The 19,964-nt window shown below is 70.2% G+C and carries 17 protein-coding genes and 1 pseudogene; 5 read left to right on the forward strand and 13 right to left on the reverse strand.

The window, feature by feature from the left end; translation table 11 throughout:
- Positions 1 to 68: 68 nt before the first annotated feature.
- The 3 genes from OG878_RS16050 to OG878_RS16060 all read left to right on the forward strand — a co-directional run bounded on the left by OG878_RS16050 (position 69) and on the right by OG878_RS16060 (position 2,120).
- Positions 69 to 752 carry a L,D-transpeptidase family protein gene (locus tag OG878_RS16050; protein WP_328887446.1) on the forward strand — a complete coding sequence of 228 codons (684 nt, stop codon included), beginning with the start codon at positions 69 to 71 and terminating at the stop codon, positions 750 to 752.
- A gap of 106 nt (positions 753 to 858) precedes the next feature.
- On the forward strand, positions 859 to 1,848 hold the full coding sequence (locus OG878_RS16055; protein ID WP_443049119.1) for a sigma-70 family RNA polymerase sigma factor: 990 nt from the start codon (positions 859 to 861) through the stop codon (positions 1,846 to 1,848).
- Positions 1,845 to 2,120: a hypothetical protein gene (locus tag OG878_RS16060; protein WP_328887447.1), complete on the forward strand. Its 276-nt coding sequence runs from the start codon at positions 1,845 to 1,847 to the stop codon at positions 2,118 to 2,120. The genes OG878_RS16055 and OG878_RS16060 overlap by 4 nt, the downstream gene beginning before the upstream one ends.
- Positions 2,121 to 2,143: 23 nt before the next feature.
- On the opposite strand, the gene OG878_RS16065 is transcribed toward OG878_RS16060, so the two are convergent.
- From OG878_RS16065 to OG878_RS16125, 13 genes and pseudogenes are all read right to left on the reverse strand, one after another.
- The gene (locus OG878_RS16065) at positions 2,144 to 2,455 is read right to left on the reverse strand and encodes an STAS domain-containing protein (RefSeq protein ID WP_328887448.1); all 312 of its coding nucleotides are present in this window, start codon (positions 2,453 to 2,455) and stop codon (positions 2,144 to 2,146) included.
- A gap of 73 nt (positions 2,456 to 2,528) precedes the next feature.
- Positions 2,529 to 3,120, reverse strand: a pseudogene (locus tag OG878_RS16070) (Uma2 family endonuclease).
- A gap of 97 nt (positions 3,121 to 3,217) precedes the next feature.
- Entirely contained in the window at positions 3,218 to 4,495 is a 1,278-nt protein-coding gene (locus OG878_RS16075; protein WP_328887449.1) for a thymidine phosphorylase, read from the reverse strand.
- 112 nt (positions 4,496 to 4,607) lie between these two features.
- Positions 4,608 to 5,006 carry a cytidine deaminase gene (locus OG878_RS16080; protein WP_277327981.1) on the reverse strand — a complete coding sequence of 133 codons (399 nt, stop codon included), beginning with the start codon at positions 5,004 to 5,006 and terminating at the stop codon, positions 4,608 to 4,610.
- Positions 5,003 to 6,292 carry an ABC transporter permease gene (locus OG878_RS16085; protein ID WP_328887450.1) on the reverse strand — a complete coding sequence of 430 codons (1,290 nt, stop codon included), beginning with the start codon at positions 6,290 to 6,292 and terminating at the stop codon, positions 5,003 to 5,005. The genes OG878_RS16080 and OG878_RS16085 overlap by 4 nt, the downstream gene beginning before the upstream one ends.
- Positions 6,289 to 7,404: an ABC transporter permease gene (locus tag OG878_RS16090; protein ID WP_328887451.1), complete on the reverse strand. Its 1,116-nt coding sequence runs from the start codon at positions 7,402 to 7,404 to the stop codon at positions 6,289 to 6,291. Before OG878_RS16090 ends, OG878_RS16085 begins: the two co-directional genes overlap by 4 nt.
- Entirely contained in the window at positions 7,401 to 8,990 is a 1,590-nt protein-coding gene (locus OG878_RS16095) for an ABC transporter ATP-binding protein (RefSeq protein ID WP_328887452.1), read from the reverse strand. Before OG878_RS16095 ends, OG878_RS16090 begins: the two co-directional genes overlap by 4 nt.
- 254 nt (positions 8,991 to 9,244) lie before the next feature.
- Positions 9,245 to 10,285, reverse strand: coding sequence for a BMP family lipoprotein (locus tag OG878_RS16100; RefSeq protein WP_328887453.1), 1,041 nt, complete (start codon positions 10,283 to 10,285; stop codon positions 9,245 to 9,247).
- A 138-nt stretch (positions 10,286 to 10,423) separates the two neighbouring features.
- Positions 10,424 to 11,662, reverse strand: coding sequence for an amidohydrolase (locus OG878_RS16105; RefSeq protein ID WP_328891259.1), 1,239 nt, complete (start codon positions 11,660 to 11,662; stop codon positions 10,424 to 10,426).
- Positions 11,663 to 12,533: 871 nt separating this feature from the next.
- Positions 12,534 to 13,589, reverse strand: coding sequence for a hypothetical protein (locus tag OG878_RS16110; protein WP_328887454.1), 1,056 nt, complete (start codon positions 13,587 to 13,589; stop codon positions 12,534 to 12,536).
- Positions 13,590 to 13,600: 11 nt separating this feature from the next.
- A complete protein-coding gene (locus OG878_RS16115; RefSeq protein WP_328887455.1) occupies positions 13,601 to 14,536 on the reverse strand; it encodes an N-acetylneuraminate synthase family protein in 936 nt (311 codons plus the stop codon).
- A gap of 12 nt (positions 14,537 to 14,548) precedes the next feature.
- A complete protein-coding gene (locus OG878_RS16120; RefSeq protein ID WP_328887456.1) occupies positions 14,549 to 15,835 on the reverse strand; it encodes an acylneuraminate cytidylyltransferase in 1,287 nt (428 codons plus the stop codon).
- Between the two features lie 20 nt (positions 15,836 to 15,855).
- A complete protein-coding gene (locus OG878_RS16125) occupies positions 15,856 to 17,214 on the reverse strand; it encodes a DUF6716 putative glycosyltransferase (RefSeq protein WP_328887457.1) in 1,359 nt (452 codons plus the stop codon).
- Between the two features lie 209 nt (positions 17,215 to 17,423).
- Between OG878_RS16125 and OG878_RS16130 the strand changes: the two genes are divergently transcribed.
- Both OG878_RS16130 and OG878_RS16135 read left to right on the forward strand, forming a co-directional pair.
- Positions 17,424 to 18,401: a glycosyltransferase family 2 protein gene (locus OG878_RS16130; RefSeq protein ID WP_328887458.1), complete on the forward strand. Its 978-nt coding sequence runs from the start codon at positions 17,424 to 17,426 to the stop codon at positions 18,399 to 18,401.
- Entirely contained in the window at positions 18,401 to 19,783 is a 1,383-nt protein-coding gene (locus OG878_RS16135) for a polysialyltransferase family glycosyltransferase (RefSeq protein WP_328887459.1), read from the forward strand. Before OG878_RS16130 ends, OG878_RS16135 begins: the two co-directional genes overlap by 1 nt.
- Positions 19,784 to 19,964 lie beyond the last annotated feature (181 nt).

Below are 19,964 nucleotides of genomic sequence, written 5' to 3' on the forward strand. Positions count from 1 at the left end.
ACCACCGCACAGCGCGCGAAGGGGAGTTGGCGTATATGGGAGTCGTAGGGAACATACGGGGAGTCCGGATGCGGCGCGCGGTCGCGCTGTCCGTCGCCGGACTGATGGCGGCGCCGGCGCTCGTGCTCGGATCGGGCGCCTCCGCGCAGGCCGCGTCCTGCACCACATCCACCGGGCCGTACCAGAAGCAGGTGGAGAACTACCTGCACCGGACGGTCGACGGCAGGCAGTCGGCGGCCGACTGCAAGGCGATCCAGTCGTTCCAGCGCACCTACGGGATCACCCCGGACATCGGGTACGCGGGGCCGGTCACCTGGCGGACGATGCAGACGCTGACCGCCCAGAAGGCGGCGGGCAAGAACCCCAACAAGGCCGGGAAGTGCCCCACCAACAAGGGGCGCATCGCGTGTGTGGATCTGACCCGGCAGCTCAGCTGGATCCAGGACGGCGCCAAGCTGAAGTACGGTCCGGTGCCGATCCGCAGCGGGCGGAACGGGTACGAGACGCGCACCGGGTCGAAGAAGATCTATCTGCGGCACATCAAGCACTGGTCGTCGCTGTACCACGTGTGGATGCCGTACTCCCAGTTCTTCGACGGCGGGCAGGCGTTCCACTCGGTCTCCCTGAAGATGTGGAACCCGCCGGGGTCGCACGGCTGCGTCAACATGCGCGACGCGGACGCGAAGACGTACTGGAACCTGCTGAAGAACGGCGACGACGTGTACGTGTACGGGCGCAAGCCCGGAACGTGACGGGAACACAAGCGCCTTCGGCACTTCTCGCCCCCGCTGTCAGTGGCCTGCTGTAGCTTCCGAAGTGCCGAAGCAAACGGTGACACTGCGCAACAGGGGTGGAGCGATGGGTGATCTTGCGGCCACGACGGACATCGACAGCCGTCTGGAGGGACACCGGGTCGAGCTGACCGGGTACTGCTACCGGATGCTCGGCTCGGCCTTCGAAGCGGAGGACGCCGTACAGGACACGCTGGTGCGCGCCTGGCGCAACTTCGAGAAGTTCGAGGGCCGTTCCTCGCTGCGCTCCTGGCTGTACCGCATCGCCACCAACGTCTGCCTGGACATGCTGACCGCGGGGAACAAGCGGGCCCGCCCGGTCGATCTGACGGGCCCGACGCCGCTTGCCGGGGCCGCACTCAACCCGCTGCCGGAGAACACCTGGCTGGAGCCGATGCCGGACGGGCGGATCCTGCCGTCGGTGGCCGACCCGGCGGAGGCCGCGGTGGCGCGCGAGTCGGTGCGCCTGGCGTTCGTCGCGGCGCTGCAGCACCTGCCGCCCAAGCAGCGGGCGGTGCTGATCCTGCGCGAGGTGCTGGCCTGGAGGGCGAGCGAGGTGGCCGAGCTGCTCGACACCTCGGTCGCCTCGGTCAACAGCGCCCTGCAGCGGGCCCGCGCGACACTCGCGGAGCACCAGGGGCTGACCGCCGACACCGCCGATCCGCTCGACGACGAGCAGCGCAAGCTCCTCGACCGCTATGTGGCGGCGTTCGAGGGGTACGACATGGCGGCGCTGACCGCGCTGCTCCACGAGGACGCCGTGATGACCATGCCGCCGTTCGACCTCTGGCTGCAGGGGCACGACGACATCGCCGGCTTCATGGTCTCCATCGGCGCGAGCTGCGAGGGCTCCCGCCTGGTGGCGACCGCGGCGAACGGCACCCCGGCGTTCGCCCACTACAAGCCGAATCCGGACGGTCCGGGATTCGTGCCGTGGGCGGTGCAGGTCATCGACATCTCGGACGGTGCGATCACCGGGCTGCACTGCTTCCTGGACACGCCCCGCTGGTTCCCGCTCTTCGGACTGCCGGATCGCCTGGAGGCGGATGCGGCGTGAGCGGGCGACCGCGGCTGCGGCACGCGCTGGTGGCGGGCTGGGTGGTGCTGGCGCTCGGCGGCTGGGGGGTCACGCAGTGGCTGGGTGAGCCCGTTGCCACCGAGGGCCCCGGCCCGTCCCGTCCCCCTGCCTCCGGCGTCGGGCCGGAATCCGGGCCGGAGCACGCGTCCGACGGTGCCTGCGGCTCCGAAGCGGCCACGGCAGCGGCGCCGACACCGCACGCCTCGGTTCCGGCAGCCCCGCTGCTGGTCGTCTGCGTGCGGACCGACTGACCCGGGGGACGGGACCCGGTACCTCAGCCCAGTTCCCCCAGGTTCACGACATCGGTCAGCCCCACCAGGTCCAGCAGCGCCCGCAGTTCGGGCGGCACCCTGCGCAGCCTCAGCCGTCTGCCGCCGGCCCGGCGCGCGACGAGCCCGAGCCGGGCCACTGCCTCGACCAGGGCGAGATCTGCCTGTACGACCCCGCCCACGTCACAGTCCACCCCGGCGGCCGGGTCGCGCATCGTGCCCTCGGCGTCGTACAGCAGCGCCTCGAGCTCGGCGCAGAGTCCCGGCACGGAGGCACGCGTGACACGGCCGGTGACGACCAGAACGATCGGGGTCATGGCTTCCACGTCAGAAAGACCGGCCGGGCAGCCGGAACTCATCGCTGAGCGGTGCCGCTCTTCGTGACGCTTCTCAGCCGGCGGGGAAGACCCACGTGTCGAGATCCAGTGCGAACGGCTCGGGAAGCGTCAGCTTCTCCCCGTACTCGACCGCGTCCAGGACCCGATAGGTGTCCTCGGCGGGTTCCCCGTACAGGGTGGCTGTGGGGCGGCCGGAGTGCCACGGGTCGAGAAGCAGGAACAGCTCGACACCCGCCCTCGCGTATCCGTGCGCCTTGCCGATGCGGTCGTGGTTGGCGTTGTCCCGAGAGGTGATCTCGACGACGAGCCGGGCCTCTTCCGCCGGTACACGGTTGCCCGGCCCGGTCGCCACGGCACCCGGCAGGACAACGAGATCGGCGATGTACAGCCCGGGCCGTCCCGGCACCGAGACGGCGAGGGTCTGGAAGATCTCCCAGTCCTCCGGAATCACGGAGTAGAGCCTGCGCTGCAGCAGCGCCGCAGTGAGATTGTGGTCCTTGGACGGGCGGTGGCGACACGGTGACGATCCCCTCGATGATCTCCACCTTGCAGCCCTCGGGCGCGTCCGTCTCCTCCCAGATCCGGACGAGGTCGTCCCAGCCGTGGCCGCTGCCCGGCACAGGGTCGACGGTGAGTGCGCCCATGGCGGTCTCCTCTATCGGTGCGTCACCGGGTCCAGCATGCCGAACGGGACCGGCAGCAGTCCACCGGTCCCGTTCACCCGTACGGGTAAGCCGCAGGTCAGGCGATACGTTCCCGCACCACAGGGGTGGCGGTGAACTCCGTGCCGGCCGGCGCGATGTCGAACGACCCGGGCAGGGCCTTCAGCGCGTACTCGAACTTCTCCGGGGTGTCCGTGTGCAGTGTCAGCAGCCGCTGGCCCTTGGTCACCGTGTCGCCCGGCTTGGCGTGCATTTCGATGCCCGCGCCCGCCTGCACCGGGTCCTCCTTGCGGGCCCGGCCTGCGCCGAGGCGCCAGGCGGCGACGCCGATGTCGTACGCGTCGAGACGGGTCAGTACGCCGGAGGTGTGGGCCGCCACCACATGCTGCTCGCGGGCGACCGGGAGCGTGGCGTCCGGGTCGCCGCCCTGGGCGGAGATCATCCGCCGCCAGACGTCCATCGCGGAGCCGTCCGCGAGGGCCTTCTCCGGGTCGGCGTCCTTGAGTCCGGCCGCGTCCAGCATCTCGCGGGCCAGCGCGAGGGTGAGGTCGATGACGTCCTTGGGGCCGCCGCCGGCGAGGACCTCGACCGATTCGCGGACCTCCAGGGCGTTGCCCGCGGTCAGACCGAGCGGGGTGGACATGTCGGTGAGGAGCGCGACCGTCCGTACGCCGCTGTCGGTGCCCAGCGCGACCATGGTGGAGGCCAGTTCGCGGGCGTCCTCGATGGTCTTCATGAAGGCGCCGGAGCCGACCTTCACGTCCAGGACGAGCGCGCCGGTGCCCTCGGCGATCTTCTTGGACATGATCGAGCTGGCGATCAGCGGGATGGCCTCGACGGTGCCGGTGACATCGCGGAGCGCGTACAGCTTCTTGTCGGCGGGGGCCAGACCGTCACCGGCGGCGCAGATCACGGCGCCGGTGGTCTCCAGCACGTTCAGCATCTCCGCGCCTGTGAGGTGGGCGCGCCAGCCGGGGATGGACTCCAGCTTGTCGAGGGTGCCGCCGGTGTGGCCGAGACCGCGGCCGCTGAGCTGCGGCACGGCGGCGCCGCAGGCCGCGACCAGCGGGGCGAGCGGCAGGGTGATCTTGTCGCCGACGCCGCCGGTGGAGTGCTTGTCGGTGGTGGGGCGGGACAGCGAGTCGAAGTTCATCCGCTCGCCGGAGGCGATCATGGCGGCGGTCCAGCGGGCGATCTCCGTACGGTTCATGCCGTTCAGGAGGATCGCCATGGCCAGTGCGGACATCTGCTCGTCGGCGACCTCGCCGCGGGTGTAGGCGTCGATGACCCAGTCGATCTGCTCGGGAGTCAGCTCGCCCCGGTCGCGCTTGGTGCGGATGACGGAGATGGCGTCCATGTCCTGGGAGTCCTTCCGGCCGGTACGTACGCAGGAGTCCCGAATGACTCTACGCGCATAGAGGGTGGATACGGGCGTGGCCCTCCCAACGGGCGGGAGGGCCACAGCAGTTCTACTTCAGATGATCCGGGCCGAACGCCTGCGGCAGCATCTCGTCGAGCGTACGGAGACCGTCCGGGGTCTCCAGGACGAGCTCCGGCCCGCCGAACTCGTAGAGCAGCTGCCGGCATCTGCCGCACGGGACCAGGATCTCGCCCGTCCCGTCCACGCAGGTGAAGTGGGTCAGCCGGCCGCCGCCGGTGGCGTTCAGCTGCGAGACGAGGCCGCACTCGGCACACAGGCTGAGCCCGTACGAGGCGTTCTCGACATTGCACCCGACCACCGTACGGCCGTCGTCGACGCGCGCCGCGACGCCGACCGGGTAGCCCGAGTAGGGGGCGTACGCCCGGGACATGGCGCCCCGGGCGGCGGCGCGCAGGGCGTCCCAGTCGACGTCGGCGGCCGCGGTCATTTGCCCTGGCCCTTCCGGTACCGCATGCCGTCCGCCTTCGGCATCCGCAGCCGCTGTGCGGAGAGCGAGAGGACGAGCAGCGTGACGATGTACGGAGTCGCACTCACGAACTCGGTGGGCACCGTGTCCGTGGCGAGGTACCAGACCAGAACGGCAGCGGCGATGACGGCGCTGGCCCCGCCCTGGACGAAGCTCTTGCGGTAGAGCTTCCAGGCGGCCAGCACGGCCAGCACGACGAACAGCAGGAGCAGCAGCGCGTGGACGGACTCGCCGCCGTTGCGCAGTTGCAGCGCGTCGGCGAAGCCGAACAGGCCGGCGCCCATGGCGAGCCCGCCCGGCCGCCAGTTGCCGAAGATCATCGCGGCGAGACCGATGTATCCGCGGCCGCCGGTCTGGCCCTCGTTGTAGATGTGCGAGGTGACCAGGGAGAGGAAGGCGCCGCCGAGCCCGGCCATGCCGCCGGAGACGATCACCGCCATGTACTTGTAGCGGTAGACGTTCACGCCGAGCGATTCCGCGGCGATCGGGTTCTCGCCGCAGGAACGCAGCCGCAGCCCGAACGAGGTCTTCCACAGGACGAAGAACGTCCCGACGAACAGGAGCACGGCCACGATCGTCAGCAGCGACACATTGGTGACCAGACCACCGATGATCCCGGCCAGGTCGGAGACGAAGAACCAGTGGTGCTTCTCGATCGAGTGCAGCCAGTCCGACAGGCCGGGGATCGTCACCGAGGTGATCTCGTCGGCCGGTGGCGACTGCTTGGGGCTGCCGCCCTTGGCCGCCGCCTCGCCCGTGTTGAACCAGAGCTTGGCGAAGTAGGTGGTGAACCCGACCGCCAGGATGTTGATGGCGATACCGGAGATGATGTGGTCGACGCCGAAGGTGACGGTCGCAACGGCGTGCAGCAGCCCGCCGATCATGCCGCCGATGATCCCGGCCAGCACGCCGAGCCAGGGGCTGGTCTGCCAGCCGGCCCAGGCACCGAAGAAGGTGCCGAGGATCATCATGCCTTCGAGGCCGATGTTGACCACACCGGCCCGCTCGGCCCACAGGCCGCCGAGACCGGCGAGCCCGATCGGCACGGCCATCGCGAGCGCCGCGCTGATCTGGCCGGCCGAGGTGACGTCCTCGGCGCCGGTGATGGCGCGTACCGCGGACAGCGCGAGCAGCGCGCCCGCGACGATCAGCAGGACGACGGGGAAGGACAGGCGGGTGCGGCCGCCCTTGCCACCGGAGACCCTGGGGGCCGCGGGCGGCGGGGTGGAAGTCGCCGTGGCGGTCACGCCGACACCTCCTGCTGGTCGGAGTTACGGGCGGCCTGTGCGGCGAGTTCCGCGCCGACCTTGCTCTGCTGACGCTTGAGTCCGTAGCGGCGGACGACTTCGTACGCGATGACGACGCACAGGACGATGACGCCCTGGATGACGCCGACGATCTCCTTGTCGTACCCCTCGAACTCGAGCTTTCCGGTGCCGCGCTCCAGGAAGCCCCAGAGCAGCGCGCCGAGCGCGATACCGACGGGGTGGTTGCGGCCCAGGAGCGCGATGGCGATACCGGTGAAGCCGATACCGATGGGGAAGTCGCCGCTGTACTCGTAGCTGTCGTTGAGCAGCGTCGGCATGCCGATCAGACCGGCCACCGCGCCGGAGATCAGCATCGAGGTGACGACCATCTTCTTGACGTCGACACCGCTGGCCTCGGCCGCGGAGCCGGACTGGCCGACCGTCCGCAGATCGAAGCCGAACCGGGTGCGCGAGAGCGTGAACCAGTAGGCGATGCCCGCGACGACCGCGATCACGATGAAGCCCCAGACGGGCGTCGGGGTGGTCGGGAACTCGAAGAAGTGCGAGGACTCCGGGAGCGGGGTGGTGGAGATCTTCGTGCCGGCCTCGTCGAGGTGACCGAGGCGGCCCTGCTGGAGCAGATAGCCGATGATCGCGGTCGCGATGGAGTTCAGCATGATCGTCGAGACGACCTCGCTGACGCCTCGGGTGACCTTGAGGACACCGGCGATCCCGGCCCACATCGCGCCGACGATCATCGCGGTGAGGATGATCAGCGGGATCTGGAGCGCGCCCGGCAGCGTCAGCGCGCCGCCGAGGGCGGCGGCGAAGAAGGCGGCGAGGCGGTACTGGCCGTCGACGCCGATGTTGAAGAGGTTCATCCGGAAGCCGACGGCCACCGCGAGACCCGCGAGGTAGTACGTCGTCGCCTTGTTCAGGATGTAGACCTGGCTGTCCGACTTCACCCCGTAGTCGAGCATGATGCCGAACGCGCTGAACGGTTCCTTGCCGGTGAGGACCAGCACGAGGCCGGTCACCAGGAACGCGACCACGATCGCGAGTACCGGGGCCGCGATCCCCAGGAGCAGCCGCTCCTTGTCGAACTTCTTCATCGGTCCTCTCCCCCGTCCCGGGGGTCGGTGTCGGCGGTGTCCGGACCGGACTCCGCGTCCGTGCCGGATTCGGTGTGTTCGAGGTGGCCCCGGGCCGCTCCCGTCATCGCCGAGCCGAGCTCCTCCGGAGTGATGGTCGCCGGATCGGCGTCCGCGACCAGCCGGCCGCGGTACATGACACGCAGGGTGTCGGAGAGCCCGATCAGCTCGTCCAGGTCGGCGGAGATCAGCAGCACCGCCAGACCCTCGTGGCGCGCCTCGCGGATCTGGTCCCAGATCTGCGCCTGCGCGCCGACGTCCACGCCCCGGGTGGGGTGCGCGGCGATCAGCAGCTTCGGTGAGTGGCTCATCTCGCGGCCGACGATCAGCTTCTGCTGGTTGCCGCCGGAGAGCGAGGCCGCGGTGACCTCGATGCCGGGGGTGCGGACGTCGTACTCGCGCACGATCCGCTCGGTGTCGGCACGCGCCGCCTTGATGTCGAGGAACGCGCCCTTGCTGTTGGGCTTCTCGGTGACGTGGCCGAGGATCCGGTTCTCCCAGAGCGGAGCCTCGAGCAGCAGTCCGTGCCGGTGGCGGTCCTCGGGGATGACGGCCATGCCGTCCTCACGGCGCTTGCGGGTCGGCGTACGGGAGATGTCGGCGCCGTCCAGGGTGAGCACCCCGTGGTCCGGCGAGCGCATGCCCATGATGGCGTCGACCAGCTCGGACTGCCCGTTGCCCTCGACGCCCGCGATGCCGAGGACCTCGCCCTTGTGGATGGTGAAGGTGATGCCGTCGAGCACGGCGCGCACCACCCCGTCCGGGTCGGTGGCGGTCAGCCGCAGGTCGTCGACGGTGAGCATCGGCGTGTCGGTGACGGTCGACTCGCGGGTCTCCGGCGACGGCAGCTCGCTGCCGACCATCAACTCGGCGAGCTGCTTGGTCGTCGTGTTCGCCGGGTCGGCGGTGCCCACCGTCGTACCGCGGCGGATCACCGTGATCTCGTCGGCGACGGAGAGAACCTCGCCGAGCTTGTGCGAGATGAAGATGACCGTCAGGCCCTCGGCCTTGAGCTCGCGCAGGTTGTCGAAGAGTGCGTCGACCTCCTGCGGTACGAGAACGGCGGTCGGCTCGTCGAGGATCAGGGTGCGGGCGCCGCGGTAGAGGACCTTGAGGATCTCCACACGCTGGCGGTCGGCGACCCCGAGGTCCTCGACCATGGCGTCCGGCCGGACGCCGAGGCCGTACGCGTCGGAGATCTCCTTGATCCTGGTGCGGGCCCGGTCGCCGATCCCGTACAGCTTCTCGGAGCCGAGGACGACGTTCTCGAGGACGGTGAGGTAGTCGGCGAGCATGAAGTGCTGGTGCACCATGCCGATGCCGCGGGCGATGGCGTCGCCGGGGTTGTGGAACGAGACCTGCTCGCCGTCCACCGCGATGGTGCCCTCGTCCGGCTTCTGCATGCCGTACAGGATCTTCATCAGAGTGGACTTGCCGGCACCGTTCTCGCCGACGAGAGCGTGGACGGTGCCGCGGCGCACGGTGATGTCGATGTCGTGGTTGGCCACGACCCCGGGGAATCGCTTGGTGATGCCGCGGAGCTCCACGGCATGAGGACTGCTGGACGCGTTGATGACGCACTCTCCTTGACAGGAGCGGAGGGCGGAGGCGGTGGGGAGCGAAAAAAGGTACCGCGCCCGGAGGACGCTACGCGCGTAGCGCCACCGAATCGTTGGCCACCCGGCAGCAGGTGGCGGAACGTGTGCTTACGGCTACGGAACGGGGCCCGGGCGTGTACGCGAAATCGGGGCCCGGGCGAGCAACCGAAGCAGCTCCCGCCGGGCCCCGATCAACAGAACGATCAGAGCGTGGTCTTGACCGTGATCGTGCCGTCGACGATCTTCTTCTTCGCCTCGTCGAGCTTCGCCTGGATGTCCGCGAGGTGGTCACCCGTGGTGGTCAGCGAAACGCCGCCCTTGGCGAGGGAGTAGGTCTGGACACCGGTCAGCGGCTTGCCGTCCTTGACGGACTTGACCAGGTCGTAGACACCGGCGTCGACGTTCTTGACGACCGAGGTCAGGATCGAGTCCTTGTACTTCGACAGCGCCGGGTCCAGGGCCTGGTCGGAGTCGACACCGATGGCCCAGGCGCCCTTCTGGCCCGCGACGGCCTCGATCGCACCGGCACCGGAACCACCGGCGGCGGCGAAGATGACGTCCGCACCCTTGTCGAGCATGCCCTTGGCGGCGGCCTTGCCCTTGTCGGGGCTGCCGAAGCCGGACAGGTCCGAACCGGTGGACAGGTACTGGATCTGCACCTTGGCCTTCGGGTTCGTGTCCAGGACACCCTGCTGGTAGCCGGCGGCGAACTTCTTGATCAGCGGAAGGTCCACACCGCCGATGAAGCCGACCTGGCCGTCCTTCGACTTCAGCGCGGCCGCGACACCGGCGAGGTACGAGCCCTGCTCCTCGGTGAAGACGATGGAGGCGACGTTCTTCGCGTCGGAAACGGAGTCGACGAGGCCGAAGTTGACCTTCGGGTACTTGGGGGCGATCTTGTCGACCGCGTCCTTGTACGCGAAGCCGATCGCGATGACCGGGTTGTAGCCACCCTCGGCGAGCGACTCCAGACGCTGCTCGCGGTCGGCCGGGGTCTCACCGTTCTTGGCGGTGAGCTCCTTCGTCTCGGCCTTGAACTCGGCCTTGGCCTTGTCCAGACCGCGTGCGGCGGAGTCGTTGAACGAGTTGTCACCACGGCCGCCCACGTCGAAGGCCATGCCGATCTTCATCTGGCCCTTGTCGGAGCTGGTGCTCTCGTCGGACGACTCGCCACACGCGGTGGCGGTGAGCGCGAGAGCCGCAGTGATGGCACACGCAGCGGTGATCTTGGATACCCGGCGCAAGGGAAGGCTCCTTCAAACCTGACCGAAGCGCCTCTTCCGGCGCTGGTTTCGCCGCGATCGTAACGCGCGTAGATGTCAGATAAAGCCCTGTACGGAAGCCGTTATCGGATCGTCGCGAACCGGGGGTGAGCTGTCCGGTTACGAACGGTTGCCGTCGAGCAAAGCCGCGGCGGTGAACAGCTCCACGCCAACAGTGATCGCCTCCTCGTCCGCATCGAAGTCCCCACGGTGCAGATCGAGGCGCCGGGTGTCGCCAGGAGTACGCACTCCGAGCCGTGCCATGGCCCCCGGGACATGCTCCAGATACCAGGAGAAGTCCTCGCCGCCGAGGCTCTGCTCGGTGTCCTCGATCGCATACGATCCGCGGCGCCCGGACATCGCAGCGGCCAGCAGATCCGTCACCGCCGGGTCGTTCACGACCGGCGGGACCCCGCGGACGTAGGTGATCACCGTCTTGGCCCGGTGCATTCCGGCCACCTCGTCGATCGCGGCATGGACCAGATCCGGCGCCTCCCGCCACGCCTCCAGATCCAGGCAGCGGACCGTGCCGGACAGCTCGGCGTGCTGCGGGATCACATTGCAGGCGTGCCCGGCCTGCAGCCGCCCCCACGTGACCGCGAGTCCCGAGCGGGCGTCGACCCGGCGGGCGAGCAGCGCGGGCACCTCGGTGACCACCTTCGCCGCGGCCGTGATCAGGTCGGTGGTCAGATGCGGCCGGGCGGTGTGCCCGCCGGGCCCGTCGAGGGAGACCTCCAGCCGGTCGCACGCCGAAGTGATCGCCCCGGCCCGCAGCCCGATCCTTCCCACATCGACCTTCGGGTCGCAGTGCACGCCGATGATCCGCCCGACCCCCTCCAGCACTCCCGACTCGATCGCATCGGCCGCACCGCCGGGCAACACCTCCTCGGCCGGCTGGAAGATCAGCCGCACGGGCCGCGGCAGCAGCCCCTGCCGGTCGAGCTCCGCGAGCACGAGCCCGGCTCCGAGGACGGTGGTGGTGTGGATGTCGTGCCCACAGGCGTGCGCCCGGTCGGGGACGGTGGACCGGTACGGGACCCCGTTCTTGGTGTCCGGAATGGGCAGGGCGTCGATGTCCGCGCGCAGAGCGAGCATGGGGGGTGTGCCGCTGTCCCGCGTACCCACGTCGCACATGAGCCCGGTCCCGGTGGAGAGCACCTGCGGCCGGAGCCCGGCCTTCTCCAGCCGGGCCTTGAGGGCCGCGGTGGTACGGAACTCCTGGTTGCCGAGCTCGGGGTGCATGTGCAGATCGCGCCGGAAGGCGATCAGCTCGGCCCGCAGGGGTTCGGGCAGCGTGCCGGGCAGAGGTTCGGGCAGGGTGGTGTGCACGGGCAGCTCGGCATCGGACTCGCGGGACATCAACTGGTTCACCTGGTGAAGGGTAGGCCCCTTCCCCCCTCAACTGGCCACAGATCAACAAAAGTTCAGCCGCATAGAGGAACAAAATGCGGCGTCAGGGCGTGTGGCATGAGAAGGAGGTGGGTAAACTCACCCGATTTCCTCCGATGCCTCCACTGTCCCACTGTCGGGTTCGAGTGTGCACCGGGTCCACGCTGCGTCGCCGGCGTACTCGGTTCGGCTGCGTCGTGGACAGCGGCGGTCCCTTCGGGCCGTCGGACGAGGGGGGCCTCGACGATGCTCGACACCTTGGAACAGAGTGTTCAGCCGCGCCCGGAGTGCGGGGCGGAGATCCGGGCGGACCGCAGGTTCGTGCCGTGGTGCGCCGCGTGCGACTGGAACGTGGATCCGGGAGCGCCCGAGGAGGCTGCCGGAGGCTGGAGCGGCTGCAACGCAGACTGGCCCGGCAGCACGGGGGAGAAACTGCTGGCCGAGGTGACGGCCGGCGCGGCGCTGCGGCCCCGGCGCGACGTCGCCAGTGTGCTGGCCTACGCGATCGCGCTGGCCGTCCACGGTACAACGGCCGCTCTGGTCGTCACCGGAATCCTGTTGACGTCTGACGGCCGTACTTCAGCTCTTCGCAGCCGTCGCCGCGCTCCTGTTCGGGATGCCGGCGGAGAACATCCCTTGGTGGTTCCTGGTGCCCGGCGTGGTGTCGGATCTGCTGCGACTCACGGCCGGGGCCGGCCGCTCGACCGATCCTGGCTGTTCGGCCGATGCATGAGATCTCCCGGATGCCCGACGGAGTGTGCCTCGCCGGCAGGGGCGTCGTCCCGGTCGAGGCCGCTCGGGCGGTCCGCCCGGGCGGCCTCAGCCCTTCGCGGCGGCGGGCTCAGGCCTCGGTCACCGCGGTGACCCGCCACGGGGCCAGCCGCTGTACGTCGCGGGCCGTCTCCGTGACGCCGCTCAGGAAACCCTGGGCGCGCGGTGAGGCCGTGTCCCGGAGCCATTCCGGGGCGATGTCGCAGACCGCGACCTTGACCTCCGTACCGACCAGGGCCAGCGGCAGGGTGTGGACCACCGTGGACGGGAAGCTCAGGACCGTGCGGCCGATCGGGCCGCGGCGGGCGATGAGTTCCAGGGGGAGGTCGGGGCGGACGATCTCCAGGCCGGTGGCCGCTTCCAGGGCGTGGAGTTTGTCGGCGGACTCCCGGCGGTGCGCGAAGTAGCGGGTCGCGCCGTGGGTACGGGCGAGGCCCGAGACCGCCTCCAGGTACTGCTCCTGGTCGATGACGCCCGTCTCGACCAGGGACGTGCCCACCAGGTCCGCGCCCTTGGTGAGGCGCGGCGGGCCGAAGCGGGCCCGGGTCCAGGCGAAGGTGTTGGGGGTGACCGTGATGCCGGCCGGAGCCTCGACCGGCATCGCTGTGAACACCTCGACCGTGCGGGTCCCGGACGGGGTGAAGCGGCGGCGGGCGGTGGCCGTCACCGGGGCCAGGACCAGTTCGCGCGGCCCCGAGCTGCCGCGCCGGTGCCAGCGCACCAGGCGTTCGCCGCGAGCCAGTTGGACGACGAACTCCATCGTCGCCGTGCCGTCGTCGACCACCGTGAGGCGGCGGGCGCGGACCATGGTCAGGAGCAGCTGCACATAGCGGGAGAACGGGTCGCCGATCACGATCCGGTCCGCCCGGCGCAGCAGTCCCGCCAGTGACCGCAGGGTCTTCAGGGGTGCGCCCGCTCCGCCGCGCGCCTCCTGCCAGCGGACGGTGACGCCCTCGTCGCGGGCCAGCTCCGCCATCCGGCGCAGCTGACCGCGCGACATCGGGTCGACCGGGGGGAGGACGACGACCGTCATGCCCGAGCGGACCAGGTCGTCGCCTCCCTCTGCGTAGGCCCACTCCAGGACGTTCAGGAGCTGGACCGGGCTCTCGACGAAGGCGAGGTTCACCGGTCGGCCCGTCAGACCGCGACCGGCTCGGCGGCCTGGGCCGCCTCGGTGTTCTCGGCGACGACGCCCGCGACACGGCGGAGCTTCTTCATCGGGCCGAGCTCGGACTCGTACACCTTCTTGACGCCGTCGCCCAGGGAGGCCTCGATGGTGCGGATGTCGCGGACGAGGCGGGTGAGGCCCTGCGGCTCGACGGAGGCGGCCTGGTCGGAGCCCCACATGGCGCGGTCGAGGGTGATGTGCCGCTCGACGAACACGGCGCCGAGGGCGACGGCGGCGAGGGTCGTCTGGAGGCCGGTCTCGTGGCCGCTGTAGCCGATCGGGACGTTCGGGTACTCCTGCTGGAGGGTGTTGATGACCTGCAGGTTCAGCTCCTCGGCCTTCGCCGGGTACGTCGAGGTGGCGTGGCAGAGCAGGATGTTGTCACTGCCGAGGACCTCGACCGCGTGGCGGATCTGCTTCGGGGTCGACATGCCGGTGGAGAGGATGATCGTGCGGCCGGTGGCACGCAGCGAGCGGAGCAGCTCGTCGTCCGTGAGGGAGGCGGAGGCGACCTTGTGGGCGGGGACGTCGAACTTCTCCAAGAAGGCGACGGCCTCGGTGTCCCACGGGGAGGCGAACCAGTCGATGCCGCGCTCGGCGCAGTGCTCGGAGATGGCCCGGTACTCGTCCTCGCCGAACTCGACGCGGTGGCGGTAGTCGATGTACGTCATCCGGCCCCAGGGGGTGTCGCGCTCGATGTCCCACTGGTCGCGCGGGGTGCAGATCTCCGGGGTGCGCTTCTGGAACTTGACGGCGTCGCAGCCGGCGTCGGCGGCCACGTCGATCAGCGCGAGGGCGTTGGCCAGGTCGCCGTTGTGGTTGATGCCGATCTCGCCGGTGATGTAGACGGGCTGACCGGGGCCGGCGGTGCGGGTGCCGAGGGTGCGCAGACGGGAGGTGCTCATGAGGGTGTTTCCTTACTTGGTGGTGGAGACAGGGGTGTCGGGCGTGGACTCGGGGGAGTCGGTGGGGGTGGACTTGTGGTGCGTGAGGGTGGGGCCGAGCAGCCAGGCCGCGATCTCGCGGATGGCGCCGAAGCCGCCGGGGGTGGTCGTGACGGCGCGCGCCGCGGCGCGTACCGAGTCGTGGGCGCTCGCGACGGCGACGGGCCAGCCGGCGAGCGCGAAGCAGGGCAGGTCGTTGACGTCGTTGCCGACGTAGAGCACGCGCTCGGGGGCGATGCCGTGCTCGTCGCACCACTGCTTGAGGGCGAGGTCCTTGCGGTCGATGCCGTGCAGGACCGGGATCCTGAGCTTGTTGGCGCGGGCGGCGACGACCGGGTTCTGCTCGGTGGACAGGATCAGGAGGTCGAGGCCGGACTTGCGCAGGGCCGCGATGCCGAGGCCGTCGCCGCGGTGGACCGCGACGATCTCGCGTCCGTCGGCGTCGATGAGGACCCGGTCGTCGGTCTGCGTGCCGTCGAAGTCGAGGACGACCGCATCGATGTCGTCGCGGGTCGGCAGCGCCGACGGGTCGAGCAGCGGCGCGAGGGCGCGGGCGCGGGCCAGGTCGTGCGGGTCGTCGATCTCCAGGACCCGGGCGGGGTCGGTGCGGACCAGCGCGGTGTCGCCGAAGAAGCGGTGGCGGTGGGTGCGGAAGCCGGCGACGTCCATGGCGTACGCCGCGCCCGTCTCCAGCAGGTCCTCGGGGCGGTCCTGCCGCATCTGCCGGACGCCCTTGTCGTGGTTGACGCCGTAGGCGTGTTCCTCGACCGCGCTGCCGTCGCGCCAGATGAAGCCGTGGAACGGGGCCACCGTGACGGCCGTGTCGGCACCGTCACGGGCGACCGCCGCGGCTACGCCGTCGACGTCCTCGCGGGTGAGGAACGGGCTGGTGCACTGGACGAGGAGGACCACGTCGACGGTGCGGCCGTGCATCGCCTCGTACGCGTCGAGGGCGTGCAGCACCGCGTCCTCGCTGCTCGAACTGTCACCGGCGATGGCCGCCGGACGCTGCACGCAGTGCACCCGGCCGGAGGCTCCGAGAGCGTCCCCGGCGGCCCGTGCGGCGGCCGCGACGGCCGCGTCGTCGGTGGTGACGACGACGTCCGTGACCTCACGCGATGCGAGGCAGGCGTTCACCGCGCGGGCCACCAGCGGTACGCCGCCGACCTGGGCGATGTTCTTGCCCGGGACGCCCTTGGATCCGCCGCGGGCGGGGATCACGGCGAGCACGGTCGGGGTCGGGGCCGGGGTCGGCGTCATCTCTGCTCCTGAAGTGGTGTTCACAGTTCGCCCATCCGCCGGATCACGGGGGCGACCCGCTGGACTCCCTGCCGGTACGCCCCCCGTGCCGCTTCCCGTACGGCGTCGCGGACCGCGCCGCGCACCCCGCCGGTCTCGCGCGGCGTCGCGGCGCCCGGCAGCGGACGGCCGTCGGGGGCCAGGTGGTGGCGGGCGAGGATGCCGGGGAGGTAGCCGGAGGCGGTGGCGGGTGTGTAGTACGGCGTGAGGCCGGGAAGGCGGGGTTCGGCCAGCAGCGCGTCGACGCGGGCGCGGGCGGTGTCATAGGCCGTGTCGTACGTGCCGTCCGCGGCGACGCCCTGGCCGGCCAGCCACTTCTCGTCGGGCTCCGGGTGGGAGCCGCCGTCGAGCCGGTCCCAGGAGGTGAGCAGGCCCGAGCCGATGAAGTGGTGGTTGCCGAGGGTCTCGCGGACGCCGAGGTCGGTGAGGATCGCGGTCGGGATGCGCCGGTGCAGGGATTCGAGCGCGGCGGTCGAGGAGACCGTGACCAGCAGGTCGGTGCGGTCGAGCACCTCGCCCATGTGCCCGTACACGAGGCTGAAGTTGGGCGGCAGCCCGCCGGGCAGCTTCTCCGCGAGCCGCTGGTACGGGAGTTCCTCGATGTGTGTGGTGTGCTCACCGGGCTTGGAGCGCAGCTTCAGCAGCACCTCGCGGTCGGGGTGCAGCCTGGCGTGCTCGACGAGCCTGCGCAGCAGGTACGTGCGGTCGGCGCGGGATGCCGGTACGGAGGGCTGAGCGGCGAACACGACCGTGTCGCGGCCCTCCTGCCTCCGGTGCGGTGCGCCGCCGAGGAACGGCAGGGCGGCCTCCGTGACGGCCGAGGCGTCGGCGCCCACCCCCTCGTACACCGCGCGGAAACGCTCCGCGTCGTGCCGGGAGTTTGCGAGGACGAGGTCCGCGCCGTGCCGCAGCAGCAGCCCGTCGGCGAGCTTCTCGTAGACGACGCCGACATAGCCGGTGACGACGACGGGCCTGGCGGGCAGCCGCAGGGCGGCGAGGCCGTGCAGCATCGCCTGGACGGCGCCGCCCACCAGGGCCAGGACCACGACGTCGTACCCCTCGTCCCGCACGGTGTGCAGGAACTCGACGGCGGTCACCTCGCGCACCCGGCAGGTCTCGATCCCGACGTCGCCGACCTCGGCGAGCTGGCGCGGGGTCGGGGTGGCACGGCCGCGCAGCAGCAGTCCGCTGATCTCGACCGGCCGGTCCGCTGTCCGGGACGCGTCCGGGGCTCCGGTGGTCAGGCGGCGCGCGGTGAGCGCGCCCCATTTCCACCGGGTGTCCGAGTCGGCGAGCACGGCTACCCGGAGGGCCGTCGTCTTACTGGTACGTGGGGGCACGTCCAAGAAGTTAGGAAGGCATTCCGATTCGCGGCCCAACGGGGCGGCAACAGATGGTTAACAGCCCGCCGACTGTTGGCGAATCAGCTTCACAAATACCCTGCAATCGCCGCGGAATCGGGCTGGTTCATCATTCCGACATTCGTCGTTCACCTGCCGTCCCTTCTGGGGCCAGGGCAAATCGCGGACATGCCCCTAGCGTGAGGCGGGTGGTTAAGCTCTCCGTCATCGTGCCGTTCTACAACGTGCAGACATACGCTCCCGACACCCTGAGAAGCCTGCGGGCCAACGCCCGTGAGGACTTCGAATTCATCCTCGTCGACGACTGTTCGACCGACGGGACCCCGGAGATCCTCATGCGCGCCGAGCGCGAGCTCCCCGGTGCCGTCCTGGTCAGACACGAGAAGAACGGAGGCCTGGCCACCGCACGCAACACCGGAATCGACGCGGCGAGCGGCGAGTACCTCACGTTCCTCGACGGCGACGACTGGGTGGCTCCCGGCTACTACGACCGGCTTCTCGCCGCCATCACGGATCTGGGCTGCGACTTCGTGCGCACGGACCATGTGCAGTTCACGGACCGGGTACGTACCGTCCACCGGGTCCCGCACGGTCTGCGCGGCACCGTCATGCGGCCGCGCGACGTGATTCTGCCGTCCGACAAGTCGACGTCGGTGGACTATGCGTACGCATGGGCCGGCGCCTATCACCGCAGGCTCGCGGACTCGGGACTGCTCCGCTTCCGGGACGGGCTGCGCACCGCCGAGGACCGGCCCTGGATCTGGCGCCTGCACCGCGAGGCCGATTCCTTCGCGGCGATCGGCCTGCTGGGCGTCTTCTACCGGCGTGGCGTGGCGTCCTCGCTCACCCAGATCGGCGATGTACGGCAGCTCGACTTCATCCGGGCCTTCGATCAGGTGCTCGAGGAAACGGCAAAGGACCCGGAGGCAGAGCGTCTGCTTCCGAAGGCAGTGCGCACCTATTGCGCTGTCATGGCGCATCACCTGGAATCCATCGAAAGGTTCGAACCAGCAGTGGCACGGAAATTGCGCTCCATGAGCGGGGCGGCCCTTCGGCGTATGCCCCAGGAAATTCTCGCCGATACGCTGAATTCGCTGGGCGATCAGCGTGCGGCCCAGTTGCGCCGTGTCCGGCGTCGCTCCGTGTCCCGGGAGGTCGCGGCCTGATGGTCGGCACGTACACCGCGCCGACCGGCCGGTCCACCACTCAGATCTTCTCCGCGTGCACGCAGTACGCCGCCGCCACGGTCGTCGCGGCGTTGCGCGCGGGCCGGTTCGGTCCGCGGTCCGAGCACCGGCGCATCCTTGTCGTGAGTGACACCTCGCCCTCTCCCGAGCTGGGCACACCGCTCCATCACAGGCCCGGATTCGAGGAACTCGAGTCCGAATTCGACACCGTGCACTCCTGGAACGAGTTCATCCAGCCGTTCCATCCCGCGGGTTGGTCCCCCCGGGAGCAGGACGCCTCGCTGTGGGAGCGGGCCGTCCGTGCAGCATGGGGCCTGGGGGACGAACCGGTCGAGATCGCCTGCGAGTCCATCCAGGCCAACCCGTCGCAGGCCCTCGCCCTGATCTTCGGCGAGAGCCCGGTGCACATCTACGCCGACGGTCTGATGAGCTACGGTCCGACCCGCAACAAGGTCGATCCGATGATCGGCACCCGTATCCGCAGGCTGCTCCACCTGGACCTGGTGCCGGGCCTGCGGCCGCTCCTGCTCACCGAGTTCGGCGTCGAGTCCGAGATCGTGCCGACCGATGTCTTCCTGAAGGTGCTGGACGAGCTCGCCGGATCGACGGACGCCAGCGGCCCCGCCGGCCCCGCACCGGCCCTGCTGCTCGGCCAGTACCTTTCCGCGCTCGCCATCCTCACGCCCCAGCAGGAGGAGGAACTGCACGCGCGGATGCTGCGCGGCGCCGTCGCACTCGGCCACACCCGGGTCGTCTTCAAGCCGCATCCCAGCGCGCCGGCCCACTGGACGCAGCTGCTGGAGCAGGAGGCGCAGCGGCTCGGTGCCGAACTCACCGTTCTCGACAGCCCCGTCCTGGCCGAGACGCTCTTCCAAAACATGCGGCCGGCTCTGGTCGTCGGCTGCTTCTCCACCGCGTTGTTCACCGCCGCCACGTTCTACGGCCTGCCGGTCGCCCGCGTCGGCACCGACACCCTGCTGGAGCAGCTCACCCCGTACCAGAACAGCAACCGCATCCCGCTGACCATCGTCGATGCGCTGCTGCCCGACCTGGAGGACGCGTCCGCGGTCACCGGCTGGTCGCTCCCCTCCGCAGAACAGGTCCGGGGCGAACCGACCGACCTGGTCAGCGCTGTCGGCTACGCCATGCAGCCACAGATGCAGGCGGCCCTGCGCCCCCATGCCGAGCGCTACCTCAGCCGGCACCGCGGCACCATCTGGCGCTATTTCAAACGGCGCCGGCTGACCGTACTGGGGCTGCCCGGCGCCGTTCCCGCACAACTCGCCTTCATTCCGCGCAATGCGACGGTGCGCAGGATCGCCCGTAAGGCACGCACCCTGAAGCGAGCGGCGGCGAACTGATCCACGTTCTTCCGCCCTTGAAGCGAGCGGCCCCGGTCCGGCCGGTTCCGGTGAACCCACACGTCCCGGCCGGTCCCGGAAAAGAGCGTCCCCGTGGCCGGGCCGCGGCGGCGTCCGGGGTGCCCCACGCACCCGGGAGCCGGCCGGCGCCTGCACCGCACACCCGCGCCTTCGCCGCTTC

Origin of the sequence: Streptomyces sp. NBC_00316 (genome assembly GCF_036158715.1) — a bacterium.
Taxonomy (GTDB): Bacteria; Actinomycetota; Actinomycetes; order Streptomycetales; family Streptomycetaceae; genus Streptomyces.